The following is a 17,382-nucleotide window of genomic DNA, read 5'->3' as shown; positions in this document are numbered from 1 at the left end:
TGTCCTGACAACGGTTCGCGTCCAACCTCTGAGCAAGTCTTTCTCATGACCGAACATGCCGTTGCTTTCCGTCCGCGTCTGGTTTCGACGTCGCCGGCGTCCTCCCCTTCGATCAGCCCGGCCGTCGAAGAAAGCACGTTGCAAGCGACGGAGCAGGCGTTTCGGCAGCTCCTTGCCGTACAGCCACGCCACTTCCGAACGCTCTGCAGCCTGGCCATGGTCCGCGTCCAGCGCGGCGACACGGACGAAGCTCAGAATCTGCTCGCACAGGCCGCAGATCTCGCCGACCAATCCGCCGACGCACATCTGATGGTGGGCAAGGCGTTCGCGGGTCTCGGCGACATCGACAAAGCCAGACTGCATTACCAGCGCGCGATCGAACTTGGCCTCGACGGTGCCGAGCCGCACCTTCTCTTGGGTCATGCGCTGTGCAGCGTCGGCGAGGTCGCGAATGCCGTTCCGCATTTCGAGCGGGCCATTGCGACCGACGACAAGAACGCCGACGCGCACCAGAGCCTTGGCATCTGCTACCAGCTGCTGGGACAGTTCGAGCGCGCCATCGCCCATCATGGAGCCGCCATCGCGGTCAGGCCGAATTTCGCGGCCGCCTTTGCCGGGCTTGGCGATGCCTGTCGGCAACTTGGCCGTCATCAAGACGCGATCGCGCAGTATCAGCATGCGCTGTCCATCAATCCGCAGGCGCCGACCCTGCTGCTCAATCTGGGCGGCTGTTATCATGCGACCGGTCAGCTCGATGCGGCGATCCGCAGCTTCCAGCAAGCGCTCGCATTGAGCCCTCAGTTGGCCGACGCGCACTATAATCTCGGCAATCTGTATCTGCAGATGAACAGCGGGCTCGCGGCCGTCTTCCACTATGAACGCGCCCTGGCGGCTCGCCCTGTCTTCCCTGAAGCCCACAACAATTTGGCCAATGCGCTGCAGTCCCAGGGCAAGCATCAGCAAGCGCTCGCGCATTATGATGAGGCAATCCGCCAGCATCCCGGCTACCCCGATGCCCATCGCAATCGCGCCGATGCGCTGCGGGCGATGAACCGATACGATGATGCTGTCGCGAGCTATCAGGCCGCGCTCGCTCACGCGCCGCGTGATACCAAGACATTCAACCATCTCGCCAGCGTATTGATGGTCACCGGCCGGCTCGACGAGGCGGCGGCCGCCTATGAGGCCGCGCTCAAGATCGCGCCGCAAAATGCCGGCGTCCATCTCAACTACGCGGCCATCAAGCGCTTCACCGACGACGATGCACGCTGGCCCTATCTGCAGGATTTGGCGCGACGCGAGGAAAGCCTGACGGACGGCGAGCGCATCGCCCTGCACTTCACCCTGGGCCGCGCCTATGCCGACATCAAGGACGGCGAACGCTCCCTCTTCCATCTCCACGCCGGCAACCGTCTCGAGCGTCAGCGCCTCAGTTACGACGAGACCAAGACTCTGCAGCAGCTGGAGCGTATCCGCAGCGTCTTCAACAAGGAGGTGATCGCGCAGCGCTCCAAGGGCGGCGAGCCGTCGAACAGGCCTGTCTTCGTCATCGGCATGCCGCGCTCGGGTACCAGCCTGATCGAGCAGATCCTGGCGAGCCATCCGGCCGTACACGGTGCCGGTGAGGTCAATTATTTCGCCGCCGCTGCGGAGGCCTATACCGGTGGCGGGCGCGGCGACTATCCCGAGATGCTGGCCAAGATGCCGGACGACGATCTGCGCGAACTTGGGAAAGCCTACCTGTCGCGCTTCGCCGGATCGGAAGCAGCCGCCGAGCGCATCGTCGACAAGATGCCCTCGAACTTCCTGTTCGCAGGCCTGATCCATCTCGCGCTGCCGAATGCTAAGATCATCCACGTCAAGCGCAACCCGATCGACACGTGCCTGTCCTGTTACTCCCTTCTGTTCGCCGAACCTCAACCGTTTGCCTACGATCTCGCCGAGCTCGGACGCTACTACCGCGCCTATGACGCGTTGATGGACCACTGGCGCGCGGTGCTGCCGGACGGCGTCATGCTGGAGGTGAGCTACGAGAACGTGGTGCGCGACCTCGAGTCCGAGGCCCACCGGATCGTCGCCCATTGCGGTCTCGACTGGGATGATAAGTGTCTGTCGTTCCACGAAACCGAACGGCCGGTGAACACGGCGAGCCTGGTTCAGGTTCGACAGCCGCTCTTCACCGGTTCGGTCGGGCGCTGGCGTCTTTACGGCGACCGTCTGAAGCCGCTGCTGGAAGCGCTCGGTCCCCGTGTCGTACTCACCGACCTGGTCGCGGCCACCCAACAAGACGCAACCGGCCGGGCCGCCCCTAGCAACCTTGTGGCTCCCGTCGTTACCGAGCCGAACCGCGCGCGTCCCATCGATCTCGTCGCCGCGCAAGGCGCCCTGAAAGCTGAAGCCGAGCGCGCCTTCACTGTAGCCAAGAAGCTGCAGCGCCGCGGCGATCACGACGACGCCGAGAAGCTCTTCAGCTTCATCCTGGCAAGCCAGCCTGATCATTTCGGCGCGCTGGTTGGCCTCGGCACCATCTGCACCCAGGCCAATCGACTGGATGAGGCCAGGCAGCATTTCTTGAAAGCCGTGGCCATCGATGATCGCTCCGCCGAAGCTCACGGCAGCCTCGGCGCGGTCGAAGCCGCGGCCGGTCGGTTCGAGGCGGCTGTCGGCTATTATCTCAAGGCGCTGACGCTCGCTCCGGATCATCCCGGGATCATCTACGCTTATGCCATGGCGCTGCAGAGCCAGGGCAATAACGACGAAGCGATGGCGATGCTGAAACGGGCCATCGAGCTTAAGCCGCAGCACCTCGATGCGCATTTTGCGCTCGGCAACCTGCACTATGCCGCCGGCAAGGACATCGAGGCGGCGAAATGCTACCTGAAGGTTCTCGACTACAGTCCGCAACATGCCGAGACCCACAACAACATCGCCAATGTTCTGTTGCGGCAAGGCCATGCCGAGCGCGGTATCGAGCATTATCGAAGGGCGATTGCGAGCAAGCCGGACTATGCCGATGCCTATGGCAATCTCGGCAACGCGCTGCTCGAGCTCAATCGCCTGGAGGAATCGATCGAGCAAAACCTGCTCGCACTGAAGATCAAGCCGGACCGCTTCGGTTCCTATAACAATCTCGGCGTCGCCTATCAGGCGCTCGGGCAGTTCGAGGAGGCGACCGCGGCGTTCGAACGCGCGCTAGAGCTGTCGCCGGACGAAGCCCCGATCCACCTGAACCTCGCGAACATGGAGAAGTTCAAGCCCGGCGACCGTCGCCTGCCCGGCTTGCAGCGCCTGCTCGGACACGTCGATCTGCTCGACGAGGAGAAGCAGATCGCGGCGCATTTCGCGATGGGCAAGGCGCTTGCCGACCTCAAGGACTATGACGTCGCGTTCACGCATCTGCAGAAGGGCAATGCGCTGAAGCGGAAGACGTTCGAGTATGACGAGGCGCAGCGACTGGCGATGATGAAGAATGTCGCCGCCAAGTTCACGCCGGAGTTCTTCCAGTCGGTCGCGGGACATGGGGATACATCGTGGTCTCCGATCTTCATCGTCGGCATGCCGCGCTCAGGTACGACGCTGATGGAGCAGGTGCTGGCCAGCCATTCCAAGGTGTTCGGTGCCGGCGAACTCGAGACCTTCAAGGATCTGATCGGAGACTGCGCCAAGCGCCAGCGCGTCCTACCGGCTTATCCAGAGCTGATCAATTTGCTTCCGCCGGAGCAGATGACGCAGCTTGGACAGGACTACACGGCCCGGGTGCGCGCGCTGGCGCCCGAGGCCGAGCGGATCGTCGACAAGATGCCGCTCAATTTCCTGTTCGTGGGGCTGATCCATGCCGCGCTCCCGAATGCACGGATCATCAATGTCAAGCGCGACCCGCTGGACACCTGCATCTCCTGCTACTCGCTGCTGTTCACCGGCAGTCAGCCCTTCGCCTATGATCTGGCCGAACTCGGTCACTACTACCGGGGCTACGAGGCGGTGATGGCGCATTGGCACAAGGTGCTGCCGCCAGGCGTCTTGACGGATGTCCAGTACGAGGATCTGGTCGACGATCTCGAGGGAGCTTCGCGCGGCGTGCTGGCCCATTGCGGCCTGAACTGGGAAGATGGCTGTCGCGATTTCCACAGCACGCAGCGCGCGGTCCGCACGGCAAGCCTGATGCAGGTGCGCGAGCCGCTCTACCGCCGCGCGGTCGGAAGCTGGCGTCGATACGAGAAGTTCCTCGGGCCCCTCCAGGAGGCGCTCGGGCCGGATCGTGAGCCTTCGTAAGCGCGCAACCCGGGCCGGCAAATAACCGGGTGCACAGGCTCCAGGGACATGTGGAGGAGCGGGCACCCGGCTATTCGGCCGCTCGGCGGAGGCGGCGTTTTGATATTAGCCTCAACATTTTAACGAACTGTCTTGAGGAACTGGCGCAACCTGGCCGTAGGGCTACGTAGAGCAAGCCTGCGCAGTCCTCCCCCGCGCGAACTTGAGCCGATCGTGGCCAGCTCCGCCACCCGGCCGAACTGCTGATTCCTGCAGCACAATTTCGATTTTGGCGCGACTTGCAACCTTTGCGCGGCGCCGGAGCTGTGATGAAAGAGCACGAGCCGCTTGACCGGCGCGTCCAGGATTGATTTGACCCAGTAGCGCCGCAGTCCACCCCTCTTGGCCCGCCCCCCTGAATCCAAACCTCGGAAGACACTCCAGCCATGCGTATCACCCTCGTCGGCTCCCGACATTTCGGTGTGGCCACACTGAACATGCTGCGCGACAAGGCCGTCGAGATTGCCCGCGTGGTCGTCCACGATGGCGAGGACCGCTTGGCCGCCGCGGCCCGGGCCGCGGGCATCGAGGTCGTGGTCCAGGCCGATCCCAAACTGGTGACGCCGCAGGAAATCGCTGCTGGCACCGATCTGATCGTCACGGCACATAGTCATGCGCGCGTGGCGCAGGCGGCGGTCAGAGCCGCCAAGTTTGGCGGCGTTGGCTACCATCCCTCGCTGCTGCCGCGCCATCGCGGCAAGGCCGCCGTCGAATGGACCATCAAGGAGGGGGACGCGATCGCGGGCGGCACGATCTATCACCTCGCCGAGCGCATGGATGCGGGCGCGATTGCCGCCCAGGAATGGTGCTTCGTCAAGAAAGGCGAGACGGCACGCGAGTTGTGGGAGCGTGCACTGGCACCGCTTGGCTTGAAGCTGCTTGGCGAGGTCATCGACTACGCCAAGGCGCATGGCACCATCCCGGCCAAACCGCAGGATGAGCAGTTCGCCACCAAGGCGCCGAGCCTCCCGCCCCAGTGACGGCGGCTCGCGCTCAACGGCTTTGAGCCGAGCGGGCTTCGTCACTGCAATTCCAAGACAAGTGGCCGCAGCCGCCTCAAGCCTTGCGATCTCGGCTGCCGCGCTGCCGCGCCGGCTCCCTGCCCGAATTGGAATTAACCTTTATCTCTTTGGTATTACTCAGAAATTTCAAGATATCGCGCTGCGGCAAATTTTCGTCACATTTCTTCCAAATAAGCTTTGGCCATCACCCACATTTGAGGAATTGATTCATGCGTCACAACCGCATTGGAATGGCTCTTCTCGCGGCGATTTTGGCTGGCAGCGCTGCCGCCCCTGCCCGCGCCCAGACGCCCTATGACGGACAGTGGCAGGTTACAATCGTCACCAACAGCGGCAGCTGCGAGCCGTCTGCAAGCTCGACCTTGACCGTCGCCGACGGTAAGATTTCGGCGCCAGGCGCCAATGTGTCCGGTTCGATTGGGCGCGAAGGCCTGGTGAAGGTCTCGATCAACGGTGCATATGCGAATGGTCAGCTCAGCGGCAACTCCGGTTCGGGCAAGTGGAATGGAGCTTCAGCAGGAATTCCCTGCAGCGGTCGCTGGCAGGCGTCGCGGATGTAAGAGACGTTATTCTCATTCGAAGATGGTTCGGCGGCTCGTGGCAGCCGCCGTATTGTTAGGGGCGTTGGGCGTCGGTGCGCCCGGTTACGCCCAATCCGGCCCTTTCGCCGGAATGGCCGGCAGCTGGCATGGCGCTGGTACGGTCGCCCTCGAGGATGGTTCGACGGAACGAATCCGCTGCCGCGCGATCTATGCCGTGTCCGGTCCGAACATGAATCTGTCACTGACCTGCGCTAGCGACGCCTACAAGTTCAACCTCTCAGGCAATGTCGTTGCCCAGGGCTCGGCGATCTCCGGCAGCTGGAGCGAGTCCAGCCGCGGCATCACTGGTGTGCTGCAGGGCCGCGGCGGCGGCGGCAATTTCCAGCTGGCGGCAAGTGCAGCCGGCTTCAACGCTAATATTGCGCTCTCGACCCGCGGGAACCGGCAGTCGGTCTCGATCCGGGCCGATAGCCAGTTCCGCGGCGCCAATATCTCACTGTCACGCTGAGTGTCGTTTAGCCGCGGCGCGGGGTCCCTGGCTTGGGCGCGGCGAGCTGCGCCGCAGTCTGCTTGATCGTCTTCGCAATCAGCAGCGCCTGCTCCTTGGTCATGGCAAAGTCCTGCACGCCTTTGTGCGTGGTCAGGGACAGGACCATCAGATGCGGGTCCTGCTCGGGCCAGCCGGTCGCGAACGCCGTGAGAAAATCTGCGGAGGTGGGACGGTCGGACATGGCGTGATCTCACTTCGAGTTGCTTTCAGGACCGCCGTTTAGGACGGAACACGCCGGCGCTCCACGGTTTTGTTGCGCTTGAGGAGTTCCGCCCTCGCTCGGCGAGCGCGCAACTGTCGATTTCGTTTGCAAAGCTGCACCTCGGAGGCGATACAGCCCTGCCTTGTTTGAGGCAGTCACGTCCCCTCCCGCCCATGCACAAACCCGCTTCCAAGACGATGGCCGCCCTATGGATGGCGGGCTGGCTCAGCCTGATGCTGGTGATGGCGGTCGCCGGGCGCGAAGCGCTGCGCGACCTCAACCTGTTCGAGCTGATGGAGCTGCGCTGCCTGCTCGGGCTCGCAATGTTATCCCCGGTGGTCTGGCTGAGCGGCGGCCCCAAGGTGTTGCGGACCAAACGGCTGCCGCAGCACATCGCGCGCAATCTCATTCACTACGTGGCGCAGCTCGGCTGGTTTTTCGCGCTGACCCTGATCCCGCTGGGCCAGGTCGTGGCCATTGAATTCACCATGCCGATCTGGACCGCGCTGCTGGCGGCGAGCTTTCTCGGCGAGCGCATCACGCCGTTCAAGCTCCTGGCCATTGCGCTCGGCCTGATCGGGGTCCTCATCATCGTCCGTCCTGCGACTGGCGCCATCAATCCGGGCCAGCTGATTGCGCTGGGGGCCGCGGTCGGCTTCGGCATCTCCATTGTGCTGGTGAAGTCGCTCACCCGCACCGAAGCCACCGTCTCGATCCTGGTCTGGATGCTGTCCATCCAGGCCGTCGCAGGCCTGGTGCCGTCGGTCGCGTTCTGGAGCTGGCCCTCGGGCAGTGTCTGGGGCTGGATCGTCGTGATCGCGTTCTGCGGCACCTTCTCGCATTTCTGCATGGCGCGCGCGATGCTCTATGCCGACGCGACCATCGTGGTGCCGATGGATTTTCTGCGCGTGCCGCTGACGGCCACCGCCGGCTGGCTGCTCTACTCCGAGCGGTTGGATGCGTTCACCGTATTGGGGGCAGCCCTGATTCTCGGCGGCAACCTGCTCAACCTGCGCCCCGCGCAGCCGGTCGCCGTGGGCGCCCGGAGCTGACGTCAGGCTTGTCTCGGCCGCCTTCGTCCGGACGATCCTGGGTCAGAATGTGATGTGATCACGCAAGTCACACGTGCGCGATGCGTTGGCATCGCGCAACAGTCCCAGAAAAACCTGCGTCCGAGGCGGCTTTTTTGCATCGGGATCAAGACCTTTTCTCGTCAGCTGCGACTAATGTCGCAGTGATCAATTCGCTGCTCATGGGGGATGTCCGGATGCGTTATCTCACCATCGGTCTGTCGCTGCTCTGCATGGCGCTGACGGCAAACGCCGCCAAGGCGGATCGCCGTGTCGCCTTCGTGGTCGGCAATGGCGCCTACAGGAACGTCGCGCAACTGCCGAACCCACCGGTCGATGCCAAGGCCATGGCCGCGACATTGCGCAATGTCGGGTTCGATGTGGTGGAAGGCACCAACCTCACCCGCGACAAGATGACCGAGAAGCTGCTCGATTTCGGCCGCAAGGCGCAGGGTGCCGACATCGCCGTGTTCTATTACGCAGGCCACGGCATCGCGATCTCCGGCAGCAACTACTTGCTGCCCGTTGATGCTGATCTGAAATCCGAAATGGACGTGAAGCTGGGCTCGGCCATCAACATCGACGTCACGCTCGATCAGACGATGGGCGATGCCAAGGTCAAGCTGGTGTTCCTCGACGCCTGCCGCGACAATCCCTTCGCGGCAAAGATCAAATCGAACTCGCCGACCCGCAGCGTCTCGGTCCAGGCCGGCCTTGCGGAGATGAAGTCTGGCGAAGGCACCCTGATCGCCTTTGCGACCGGTCCCGGCCAGACCGCGCTCGACGGTGAAGCCGGGGCCAACAGCCCGTTCACCCGCGCCCTGATCGCCCATATCGCCCAGCCCGGCGTCGAGATCCAGCAGGCGATGACGGCGGTGCGCGCCCAGGTCAACGAAGAGACCAGCAAGGGCCAACTGCCTTGGGGCCACACCAACCTGATCGGCGCAGTCTATCTCAATCCCAGCGCAATACCTCCGGCCACGACGGCCGCGATCCCAAGCGGCCCGGCCAACGCCGCCGCCTCGTCATCAGGCGAGGCCGAGCTCGAATTCTGGCGCTCGGTCAAAGACTCCAACAGGCCGGAAGAGCTCAACGCCTATCTTTCCGCCTATCCGAACGGGCAGTTCAAGAGTCTGGCTCTGGCTCGCATCGCGTCGATCGACAGCGGGACCTCCAACAACGCCACACGCGCCGTCGCCAAGGGTGTCGACCCCGCCGTGTTCACCGAGGAAGGCACCCAGGTCAGCGAGGACCAGATCGGTCTCGACAAGGCCAAGCGGCGCGACGTGCAGCGTCGGCTCACCGGGCTCGGCTTCGACAACAAGATGACCGGCATCTTCGACGACGAGACCCGGAGTGTCATCAAGCGCTGGCAGGCCGCACGCGGCTATCCCTCGAGCGGTTATCTGACCAGGCTGCAGCACAAGGCGCTGCTGGCTGAGGCCCAACCCGCGCCGGCTACGGCTTCGGTGGGTGAGGACGGCACCAGGCTCCGCCGCGCGGCCAAGCCCAGCGGCAATGTGGCAACGGGCAGCGCTCCACCGCCGAGCGGCGCGCCGGTCTACCGCAACCCGCCGCCGCCGGACAATGCCGGCAATGCTGCCGGCGCCGCCTTCATCGGCGGCATGATGGGCGGCGTGCTCGGCGGCGCATTGCGCAGGTAGTCGCTGCTCGGAGGCAATAGCGAAAAAGCTCGGGCCATGCCGTCCGAGCCTTTTTGCCGTTTGCGCATGCCCGTTACAGCCCAGCCGCCTTGCGCAGCGCCGCATTCATGCGGTCCTGCCAGCCGGGACCATCGGCCTGGAAATGCTCGAGCACGTCCTGGTCGATCCGCAAGGTCACCTGCTCCTTGACGCCGGGGATGGCCGCCTTCTTCGGCGGTGCCTCGACCGGCTTGGCCGTGACTTTCTTGAAGGCGGCTTCCGCCTCGGTGCGGGCGTCGGCGAGCGTTCTTGGACGGCGGGGCTGGTCGGCCATGATCTAGATCCCTTCGAACAAGGCGGTCGACAGATAGCGCTCCGAGAACGACGGCACGATCGCAAGGATCGTCTTGCCCGCGCTCTCCGGCCGCTTGCCGATCTCGAGTGCCGCCGCGATCGCCGCGCCAGAGGAGATGCCGCCGGGAATACCTTCATTGCGCGCCAGCGCGCGCGAGGTCTCGATCGCGGTGGCGCTGTTGATCTTCACGATCTCATCGATCACCGAGCGATCGAGAACGTCGGGCACGAAGCCTGCACCGATGCCCTGGATCTTGTGCGGAGAATGCGTTCCCCCCGAGAGCACGGGGCTTTCCTCCGGCTCGACGGCGACCACCTTCAGCGACGGCTTGCGGGGTTTGAGCACCTGGCCGACACCGGTGATGGTGCCGCCGGTGCCGACACCGGCGACGAACACGTCGATATTGCCGTCGGTGTCGTTCCAGATTTCCTCCGCGGTGGTACGGCGATGGATTTCGGGATTGGCGAGGTTCTTGAACTGCTGCGGCATCGCCGAGTTCGGAGTGGTTCGCAGCAACTCCTCGGCGGTCGCGATCGCCCCCTTCATCCCCTGCGCTGCCGGCGTCAGGACAAGCTCGGCGCCGAGGTAGGCGAGCATCTTGCGCCGCTCGATCGACATCGATTCCGGCATCACCAGCTTGAGCCGGTAGCCGCGTGACGCCGCAACGAACGCAAGCGCTATTCCGGTATTCCCGGAGGTCGGCTCGATCAGCACGCTGTCCTGGTTGATGACGCCGGCCTTCTCCATGGCGATGATCATCGCCGCGCCGATGCGATCCTTCACGCTCGCAGCCGGATTGAAGTACTCGAGCTTGGCGAGGATCGTGGCATTCACGCTGTGCTGCTCCGGCAATCTTCGCAGCCGCACAATCGGTGTATTTCCGATCGCCTCGACGATCGAGTCGAACACGCGCCCGCGGCCGGGTCGTTGCACCTTTTCGGTCACTGATGACGCATTCATTGAGACACTCCAGCGCGAGCGCGACGGTTGACGTTTTCGTAAGGCATCATTGGTCACAGTGTTGCGCCGCGCAAGCACGTTTCTGTGAGTCCGGAGCCGCTGCGCCGCACAAGCTTTCAAAGCTAAATTACGCAAAAACAACGCATTTGTGTTGCGACATGGTCAAACATTTGGGAGTATATTGACTGTGACATCGAGGCCTCATCCACCTCGTGCTCTCATCACAGACAGACTAGGTCACCACGTCGAGATCGCCATTTCCCGACCGCAACGGAGGTCCCCATGTCAGCAGTTGCTGAATTCATGTCGACCAAGATGCAGAAGCCGGATCCGCGCGGCAGCGATCTTCCGACATGTCCAGTGTGCGCAGATTCCATGATCGCCGCAGAGGCATCCGCCTATCTCGCGGATAACGCGATCAGCTATCTCTGGACCTGCGACACCTGCGGGTACGGCTTCGTGACCAAGCACAGTGTTCACAAACGTTTCGCCTGCAGCGCTCTGTCATCCTAACGTCATCTCACTCTGTCAGTCATCGCGCGGCGATATCGCCGCGCGACCAGTTTGTGCGCGTCTCAGCATAGAATTGTTCAAAAGTTCCTGTCGCGATCGCATCGCGCAGGCCGGCCATGAGCTGCTGATAGTAGGCGATATTGATCTCCGACAGCAGCATCGCGCCGAGGGTCTCGCCTGACTTTACGAGGTGGTGCAGATAGGCCCGCGCATAGCTGCGGGCCGCCGGCCATGGGCTCTCCTCGTCGAGCGGCCTCGGATCGTCGGCATGACGCGCATTGCGCAGGTTCACCGGCCCGAAGCGCGTGAACGCGACGCCATGGCGGCCATTGCGAGTCGGCAGTACGCAGTCGAACATGTCGATGCCGCGCTTGACCGACTCCAACAAATCGTCCGGCGTGCCGACGCCCATCAGATAGCGCGGACGATCCACAGGCAGCACCGGCGCGGTGGCCTCGATCATCGCCAGCATCACGGCCTGCGGCTCGCCGACGGCAAGACCGCCGATCGCATATCCATGGAAACCGATCTCGACCAGGCCGCGCGCGCTCGCTTCGCGCAGAGTTGGGATGTCGCCTCCCTGCACGATGCCGAACAGCATGTAGCCGGCGGGCGCAGTCTCGAAAGCACGACGGCAGCGCTCCGCCCAGCGCACGGAGAGGCGCATGGCCCGCTCGATGTCGTCGGGCTCGGCCGGCAGCCGCACGCATTCGTCGAGCTGCATCGCGATGTCCGAGCCGAGCAGCCGCTGCACCTCGATGGCACGCTCCGGCGACAGCTCGATTTTCGTGCCGTCGATATGCGAGCGAAACGTCACTGCACTCTCGGTCACCTTGCGCAGCTCGGACAGCGACATCACCTGGAAGCCGCCGGAATCGGTCAGCATCGGCCCGCCCCAACCGGTGAAGCGCTGCAGGCCCCCGAGCGCCGCGATCCGCTCCGCGCCCGGCCGCAGCATCAGATGATAGGTATTGCCGAGCACGATATCGGCCCCCGCGTCGCGGATGTCGCGCCAGTGGATGCCCTTCATCGCGCCGGCGGTGCCGACCGGCATGAAGGCGGGCGTACGCACCACGCCATGGGGCGTGGTCAGACGGCCGGTGCGGGCGTTGCCGTCGGTCGCGAGCAGCTCGAAATGATTGGGAAGGTGCGTCTCGGATAAGCTCATGGCGGGCTTATTGCGTCAGCACGGAGCCGGTTTCAACCTCGTAAGCCCCCAATTCCCGTCACAAAGCCCGTTGACGGCGGTTCCGACCGCCCCTATGGTCCCGCGCCATGTTCACCGCGACCAAACGCACGACGAAAACCACCAAGCCCTGCCGGGCCTCGGGAGGCGTGCGCGCGTAGACGAACCTAGCCGCGACATCTTCGAACCGAAGCCCCGCCTGATGCCAGGTCCGGGGCTTTTTTATTGCCTGAATTCCAACTGGAGACTGAGACGTGAAGAACGACCCCGTTGTTGCCATCGTCGGCGTGACCGGCGCTGTCGGCGCCGAATTCATCGCCACCATGGACCGCCGCAATGTCCGCGTCGGCCGGCTGAAGGCGCTGGCGAGCGCGCGCTCGGCCGGCAAGACGCTGAGCTTCCGCGGCCAGACGATCACCATCGAGGAGCTAAACGAGCGCTCATTCGAGGGCGTCGACATCGCCCTGTTCTCTGCCGGCAGCGGCATCTCGAAGAAGTTCGCGCCGATTGCGGTCCGCTCCGGCGCCGTTGTGGTCGACAACTCCTCGGCCTTCCGCATGGACCCGAACGTGCCGTTGGTGATCCCCGAGATCAACGCCAACCGCATCCGCGACCACAAGGGCATCATCGCCAATCCGAATTGCGCCGCGATCACCGCCCTGGTGCCGCTGTGGCCGATCCACCAGACCAACCGCATCAAGCGCGTCATCATCGCAACCTATCAGGCCGCCAGCGGCGCAGGTGCTGCCGCCATGGACGAGCTCGTGCAATCGACCCGCGCCAGCCTCAACGGACAGGTCTACACGCCGCAGGTGATGCCGCATCCCTACGCCTTCAACCTGTTCAGCCACAACACGACCATCGACCCCGAGACCGGCTACAACGACGAAGAAACCAAGGTCATCAAGGAGACCCGGAAGATCTTCGAGGATGATAGAATTGCAATCGGCGTCACCTGCGTCCGCGTGCCGGTGCTGCGTGCCCATTGCGAGGCCATCACCTTCGAATGCGAGAAGCCGATCTCGGAACACGACGTGCGGCGAATTCTCGCCACCGCGCCCGGGGTGCGGATCGTCGACGATCGCGCCCAGAACTACTTCCCGATGCCGGTCGATGCCTCCGGCCAGGACGACGTGCTGGTCGGCCGCATCCGGAAGGATCTGTCCGACCCTTCCGGGCATTCGATCGCGATGTTCGTCGCCGCCGATCAGCTGCTCAAGGGCGCAGCGCTCAACGCAGTGCAGATCGCGGAGCTGTTGCCGGAACGCGTGATGGCGTAGCTGTCTCCGGGCGTCATTGCGCGCAAACAACATCAACACGAAGACTGTCATCATCCGCGAAGGCGGATGATCCAGTACTCCGAGACGTTTGTGATGAGTCGAGACGTTGCGGAGTACTGGATGCCCAGCATTCGCGGGGCATGACGATCGAGAATTAGGCGACGGCTTGCGCTTACGCTTCCCGCAATGATCGCGCATGCCGCACGCTAGGGAGTCCGCACCTCTTCCTCGGCACGGCGGAACAACAGGCACGCATCGCCGTAGGAATAGAACCTGTAGCCTTCGGCGATCGCGTGCGCGTAGGCCGCCTTCATGGTGTCGAGCCCCGAGAACGCCGACACCAGCATGAACAGCGTCGAGCGCGGCAAATGGAAGTTGGTCAGCAGAATATCGACGGCGCGGAAGCGGTAGCCGGGCGTGATGAAGATCGAGGTCTCGCCTTCGAACGGCGCGATGGTGCCGTCGCCTGCCGCGGCGCTCTCCAACAGGCGCAGCGAGGTGGTGCCGACGGCCACGATGCGGCCGCCTTGCGCGCGCGCCTCGCACAGCGCAGCGGCAGTTGCCGCCGACAGGCTGCCCCACTCCGCATGCATCCTGTGGCCCGCGGTGTCCTCGACCTTGACCGGCAGGAAAGTGCCGGCGCCGACATGCAGGGTGACGCGCTGCAGGCCGATCCCGCGGGCGCGCAAGCGCTCCTCCAGCGCCGGCGTGAAATGCAGGCCGGCGGTCGGCGCCGCCACCGCGCCCTCCTTGGCCGCAAACATGGTCTGATAGTCGTCGGCGTCACGCTCGTCGGCAGCGCGCTTGCCGGCGATATACGGCGGCAGCGGCGGCCGGCCGAGATCGGCGATCGCCTGATCCAGGGCCGGGCCATGAAACGAGAACGACAGCGTCACCTCGCCCTCGGCGCCCTTGGCCTCGACGGAGGCATCCAGGTGCCCGAGCAGGCACACTTTGCCCTCGTTGCCGAAGCGAATGGTATCTCCGGCCGCGAGCTTCTTCGCCGGCCGCACCAGCGCTTGCCAGCGCGAGCCGTCCAGCCGCTTGATCAGCGTGGCCTCGATCTTTGGTTCGGTGTCGCGCCCGATGCGGCGGCCTGACAGCTGCGCCGCGATCACCTTGGTATCGTTGACGACGAGCTGGTCACCCGGCTCGAGCCAATCCGGCAGATCGCCGATCAGCCGATCGCGCAGCACGCCGTCGTCCTGCACCACCAGCATGCGGGCGGAATCGCGCGGGCTTGCCGGCCGTAGCGCGATGTTCTCCGGCGGGAGATGGAAATCGAAGAGATCGGTGCGCATTGGCCGTATCTGTCATCGCCCGCCACCGGGTCTCGCCTTCGGCGAGCCCGATGACAGGCTCCGCCGGGCGATCCAGTACTCACGATTTTTCATGATAACACGATCTGTGAGTACTGGATGCCCCGCCTTCGCGGGGCATGACACCCGTTGTTGCTGCAGCTGCGATGCTATTCCGCGTCCGCGGCCATATACGCCTTGACGATCTTGTCGGGGTTCTGCACCGGCTCGCCGCGCTTGATCTTGTCGACGTTCTCCATGCCGTCGGTCACCTTGCCCCAGACCGTATATTGCTTGTCCAGGAAGCGGGCGTCGTCGAAGCAGATGAAGAACTGGCTGTCGCCGGAATCGGGGCTCGCGGCGCGGGCCATCGAGGTGGTGCCGCGCACATGCGGCTCGGCGTTGAACTCGGCCTTCAGCTTCTTGCCGGAGCCGCCTGTCCCGGTGCCATGCGGGCAGCCGGTCTGAGCCATGAAGCCGTCGATGACGCGATGGAAAACGATCCCGTCGTAGAAGCCATCCCGCACCAGCTCCTTGATCCGCGCCACGTGATTTGGCGCCAGATCCGGGCGCATTTCGATCGTGACGGGGCCCTGGGTGGTCTCAAGGATCAAGGTATTTTCGGTGACAGCCATGCTTGTCTCTCAATGGTTTGAGTTCGACGCGCTTACGAAAAACGCGTCCAAACGAGGGAACTTAATGCCCGCGGGCGTGCAATCGCACCGGCCCCTCTTTCGATAAATGGCATTGTCGGCGGGCGTACCAAGAGCCGAGGCGCTTGGCAAAGATTTCGTTAAACGCGCAGCGCCGGTTCGGTTCCAACCGGCGTTGGCAATGCCAAATGCCAAGTCGCTTCAAGTCACTTGATGTCGGCGGCGACCTGAACCTTCACCATCTTGTCCGGATCGGTGACGCTGCCGGAGGAGGAGCCGGGCGGCGCCTTCTTCAGCTTGTCGACCACGTCCATGCCCTGCACGACCTCGCCGACCACGGTGTACTGGCCGTTGAGGAAGGCGGCGTCGCCGAAGCAGATGAAGAACTGCGAATTGGCGGAATCGACGCTATCCCCGCGCCGGGCCATTCCAACGGTGCCACGCTTGAATGGCACGTTGGAGAATTCCTGCTTCAGGTTCGGATATTTCGAACCGCCGGTGCCGTTGAAATTCTGGCCATCGCCGGTCTGGGCCATGAAGCCGTCCATGACGCGGTGGAATGGCACGTTATTGTAAAAGCCCTCCCGCGCGAGCTGCTTGAGGCGCTCGGCGTGTTGCGGCGCCAGGTCGGTGCGCAGCTTGATGACGATACGGCCCTTGGTGGTGTCGATGACAAGCGCATTCTGCTTGTCGAGACCGGCCGGCAGCGACTGCGCCAGAGCGGGCACCGCAAAGACCAGGGCGAAGACAAAGGCGATAGCTCGGATCATGAGAACTCCGGGGAATACTGGGCGGAAAGTCTGTGGCGCCGCTCATCGCAGGCGCCTTCGCAGCGCATCACTGAAACTTGGCTTTGAGGCTGGCTGCGACGGAGGGCGACACGAAAGACGATACATCGCCGCCCATGGCAGCGATTTGACGGACCAGTGTGGCGGCGATCGGGCGGGTCTCGAGCGAGGCCGGCACGAATACGGTCTGGATACCAGGCACCATGGCGCTGTTCATGCCGGCGAGCTGCATCTCGTAATTCAGGTCGGTACTGTCGCGCAGGCCGCGGATCATCAGGATCGCCCCGGCCTGTTGTGCAGCCGTCACCGTGAGATTGTCATAGGTCGTCGCCTCGAAGCCGCAGGACGCCTGCGCCGCAACGGGGGCGAACACCTCGCGGACCATGGCAAGCCGCTCCTCGGTCGAGAACAGCGGCTTCTTGCTGGAATGGACCCCGACGGCGACGATCAACTGGTCGCAGAGGTGGACGGCCTGGCGAACGACGTCCAAATGGCCATTGGTGACGGGATCGAACGATCCTGGATAAAGGGCGATACGCGGCATAAGCCCCTCCTATACCCGCCGGAAACGGCCGGCAAGCCGGCCTTTGTTTCATCGGAAGGCGGCCGATGAAACAAAACCTTGATGCAATGAAACCATTTCGCGGTTTTCGCGAAGGGATCTCGAAACCAGCGCCCAGTATGCAAGTCCCAACACGCTAGGCCAAAGGCCGAGACAGGGGATCGTCATGCTCAAAGCGCTTTCTGCCATCGCGGTGGCCGCGTTCGTGGCCGCCGCGCTCACCATTCTGCCGGGTTTCGAGGTCGAAGCCAGCGTGCCGCAGCCTTTGGCCAAGGGTGACCGGCTCGACGTCCACCCGATCGGGCGCGATTGCTCCGAGCAGGCCTGGCCGAATTTCGAGGCCTCCTGCCTGCGCCGCGCCGGGACCAAGGCGGTGGTCCGCGACGCTCGGATCGTGGCTGTCGACAGGCCCCAGTGACGGCTTGCGACTAGCGAGTAGATTGGCCG

General features: G+C 63.9%; 17 protein-coding genes. 9 read left to right on the top strand and 8 right to left on the bottom strand.

Annotated features, from left to right (window positions below; all coding sequences use genetic code 11):
• The first annotated feature begins 45 nt into the window (after positions 1–45).
• From ACQR1W_RS01170 to ACQR1W_RS01155, 4 genes are all read left to right on the top strand, one after another.
• Complete coding sequence (locus ACQR1W_RS01170; RefSeq protein ID WP_434849108.1) at positions 46–4,272, top strand: sulfotransferase; 4,227 nt, start codon at positions 46–48, stop codon at positions 4,270–4,272.
• 425 nt (positions 4,273–4,697) lie between these two features.
• A complete protein-coding gene (locus ACQR1W_RS01165; protein WP_434849107.1) occupies positions 4,698–5,291 on the top strand; it encodes a formyltransferase family protein in 594 nt (197 codons plus the stop codon).
• Between the two features lie 251 nt (positions 5,292–5,542).
• Complete coding sequence (locus tag ACQR1W_RS01160; RefSeq protein WP_434849106.1) at positions 5,543–5,893, top strand: hypothetical protein; 351 nt, start codon at positions 5,543–5,545, stop codon at positions 5,891–5,893.
• Positions 5,838–6,383 carry a hypothetical protein gene (locus ACQR1W_RS01155; protein WP_434849105.1) on the top strand — a complete coding sequence of 182 codons (546 nt, stop codon included), beginning with the start codon at positions 5,838–5,840 and terminating at the stop codon, positions 6,381–6,383. Before ACQR1W_RS01160 ends, ACQR1W_RS01155 begins: the two co-directional genes overlap by 56 nt.
• A 7-nt stretch (positions 6,384–6,390) precedes the next feature.
• On the opposite strand, the gene ACQR1W_RS01150 is transcribed toward ACQR1W_RS01155, so the two are convergent.
• On the bottom strand, positions 6,391–6,606 hold the full coding sequence (locus tag ACQR1W_RS01150; protein WP_434849104.1) for a hypothetical protein: 216 nt from the start codon (positions 6,604–6,606) through the stop codon (positions 6,391–6,393).
• 194 nt (positions 6,607–6,800) lie between these two features.
• Here ACQR1W_RS01150 and ACQR1W_RS01145 point away from each other — a divergent pair, with 194 nt between their 5' ends.
• Both ACQR1W_RS01145 and ACQR1W_RS01140 read left to right on the top strand, forming a co-directional pair.
• Positions 6,801–7,679: a DMT family transporter gene (locus ACQR1W_RS01145; RefSeq protein WP_434849103.1), complete on the top strand. Its 879-nt coding sequence runs from the start codon at positions 6,801–6,803 to the stop codon at positions 7,677–7,679.
• A 215-nt stretch (positions 7,680–7,894) separates the two neighbouring features.
• Complete coding sequence (locus tag ACQR1W_RS01140) at positions 7,895–9,361, top strand: caspase family protein (protein ID WP_434849102.1); 1,467 nt, start codon at positions 7,895–7,897, stop codon at positions 9,359–9,361.
• A gap of 73 nt (positions 9,362–9,434) precedes the next feature.
• Here the strand turns inward: ACQR1W_RS01140 and ACQR1W_RS01135 are convergent, their stop codons facing one another.
• Together ACQR1W_RS01135 and cysK are read right to left on the bottom strand one after the other, a co-directional pair.
• Positions 9,435–9,674 carry a BrnA antitoxin family protein gene (locus ACQR1W_RS01135; protein WP_008967555.1) on the bottom strand — a complete coding sequence of 80 codons (240 nt, stop codon included), beginning with the start codon at positions 9,672–9,674 and terminating at the stop codon, positions 9,435–9,437.
• A gap of 3 nt (positions 9,675–9,677) precedes the next feature.
• Positions 9,678–10,655 (bottom strand): cysteine synthase A, encoded by a 978-nt coding sequence (cysK, locus tag ACQR1W_RS01130; RefSeq protein ID WP_434849101.1) that lies wholly within the window; start codon positions 10,653–10,655, stop codon positions 9,678–9,680.
• Positions 10,656–10,937: 282 nt separating this feature from the next.
• Here cysK and ACQR1W_RS01125 point away from each other — a divergent pair, with 282 nt between their 5' ends.
• Positions 10,938–11,168: a hypothetical protein gene (locus ACQR1W_RS01125; protein WP_434849100.1), complete on the top strand. Its 231-nt coding sequence runs from the start codon at positions 10,938–10,940 to the stop codon at positions 11,166–11,168.
• A gap of 19 nt (positions 11,169–11,187) precedes the next feature.
• Here the strand turns inward: ACQR1W_RS01125 and tgt are convergent, their stop codons facing one another.
• Complete coding sequence (tgt, locus tag ACQR1W_RS01120; protein WP_434849099.1) at positions 11,188–12,336, bottom strand: tRNA guanosine(34) transglycosylase Tgt; 1,149 nt, start codon at positions 12,334–12,336, stop codon at positions 11,188–11,190.
• Between the two features lie 272 nt (positions 12,337–12,608).
• Between tgt and ACQR1W_RS01115 the strand changes: the two genes are divergently transcribed.
• Entirely contained in the window at positions 12,609–13,634 is a 1,026-nt protein-coding gene (locus tag ACQR1W_RS01115; RefSeq protein WP_434849098.1) for an aspartate-semialdehyde dehydrogenase, read from the top strand.
• A 206-nt stretch (positions 13,635–13,840) separates the two neighbouring features.
• Here the strand turns inward: ACQR1W_RS01115 and queA are convergent, their stop codons facing one another.
• The 4 genes from queA to coaD all read right to left on the bottom strand — a co-directional run bounded on the left by queA (position 13,841) and on the right by coaD (position 16,917).
• A complete protein-coding gene (gene queA / locus ACQR1W_RS01110) occupies positions 13,841–14,935 on the bottom strand; it encodes a tRNA preQ1(34) S-adenosylmethionine ribosyltransferase-isomerase QueA (RefSeq protein WP_434849097.1) in 1,095 nt (364 codons plus the stop codon).
• Positions 14,936–15,102: 167 nt separating this feature from the next.
• Entirely contained in the window at positions 15,103–15,567 is a 465-nt protein-coding gene (locus ACQR1W_RS01105) for a peptidylprolyl isomerase (protein WP_434849096.1), read from the bottom strand.
• Between the two features lie 224 nt (positions 15,568–15,791).
• Entirely contained in the window at positions 15,792–16,355 is a 564-nt protein-coding gene (locus ACQR1W_RS01100) for a peptidylprolyl isomerase (RefSeq protein WP_434849095.1), read from the bottom strand.
• Positions 16,356–16,422: 67 nt separating this feature from the next.
• Entirely contained in the window at positions 16,423–16,917 is a 495-nt protein-coding gene (gene coaD / locus ACQR1W_RS01095) for a pantetheine-phosphate adenylyltransferase (protein WP_008967564.1), read from the bottom strand.
• A 184-nt stretch (positions 16,918–17,101) separates the two neighbouring features.
• On the opposite strand from coaD, the gene ACQR1W_RS01090 reads away from it, so the two are divergent.
• Entirely contained in the window at positions 17,102–17,353 is a 252-nt protein-coding gene (locus ACQR1W_RS01090) for a hypothetical protein (protein ID WP_434849094.1), read from the top strand.
• Positions 17,354–17,382 lie beyond the last annotated feature (29 nt).

The sequence above is a fragment of the Bradyrhizobium sp. HKCCYLS1011 genome (genome assembly GCF_051167795.1).
Taxonomy (GTDB): domain Bacteria; phylum Pseudomonadota; class Alphaproteobacteria; order Rhizobiales; family Xanthobacteraceae; genus Bradyrhizobium.
The sequence above is the reverse complement of the archived record's forward strand: the minus strand, read 5'-3'. Positions and strand labels throughout refer to the sequence as shown.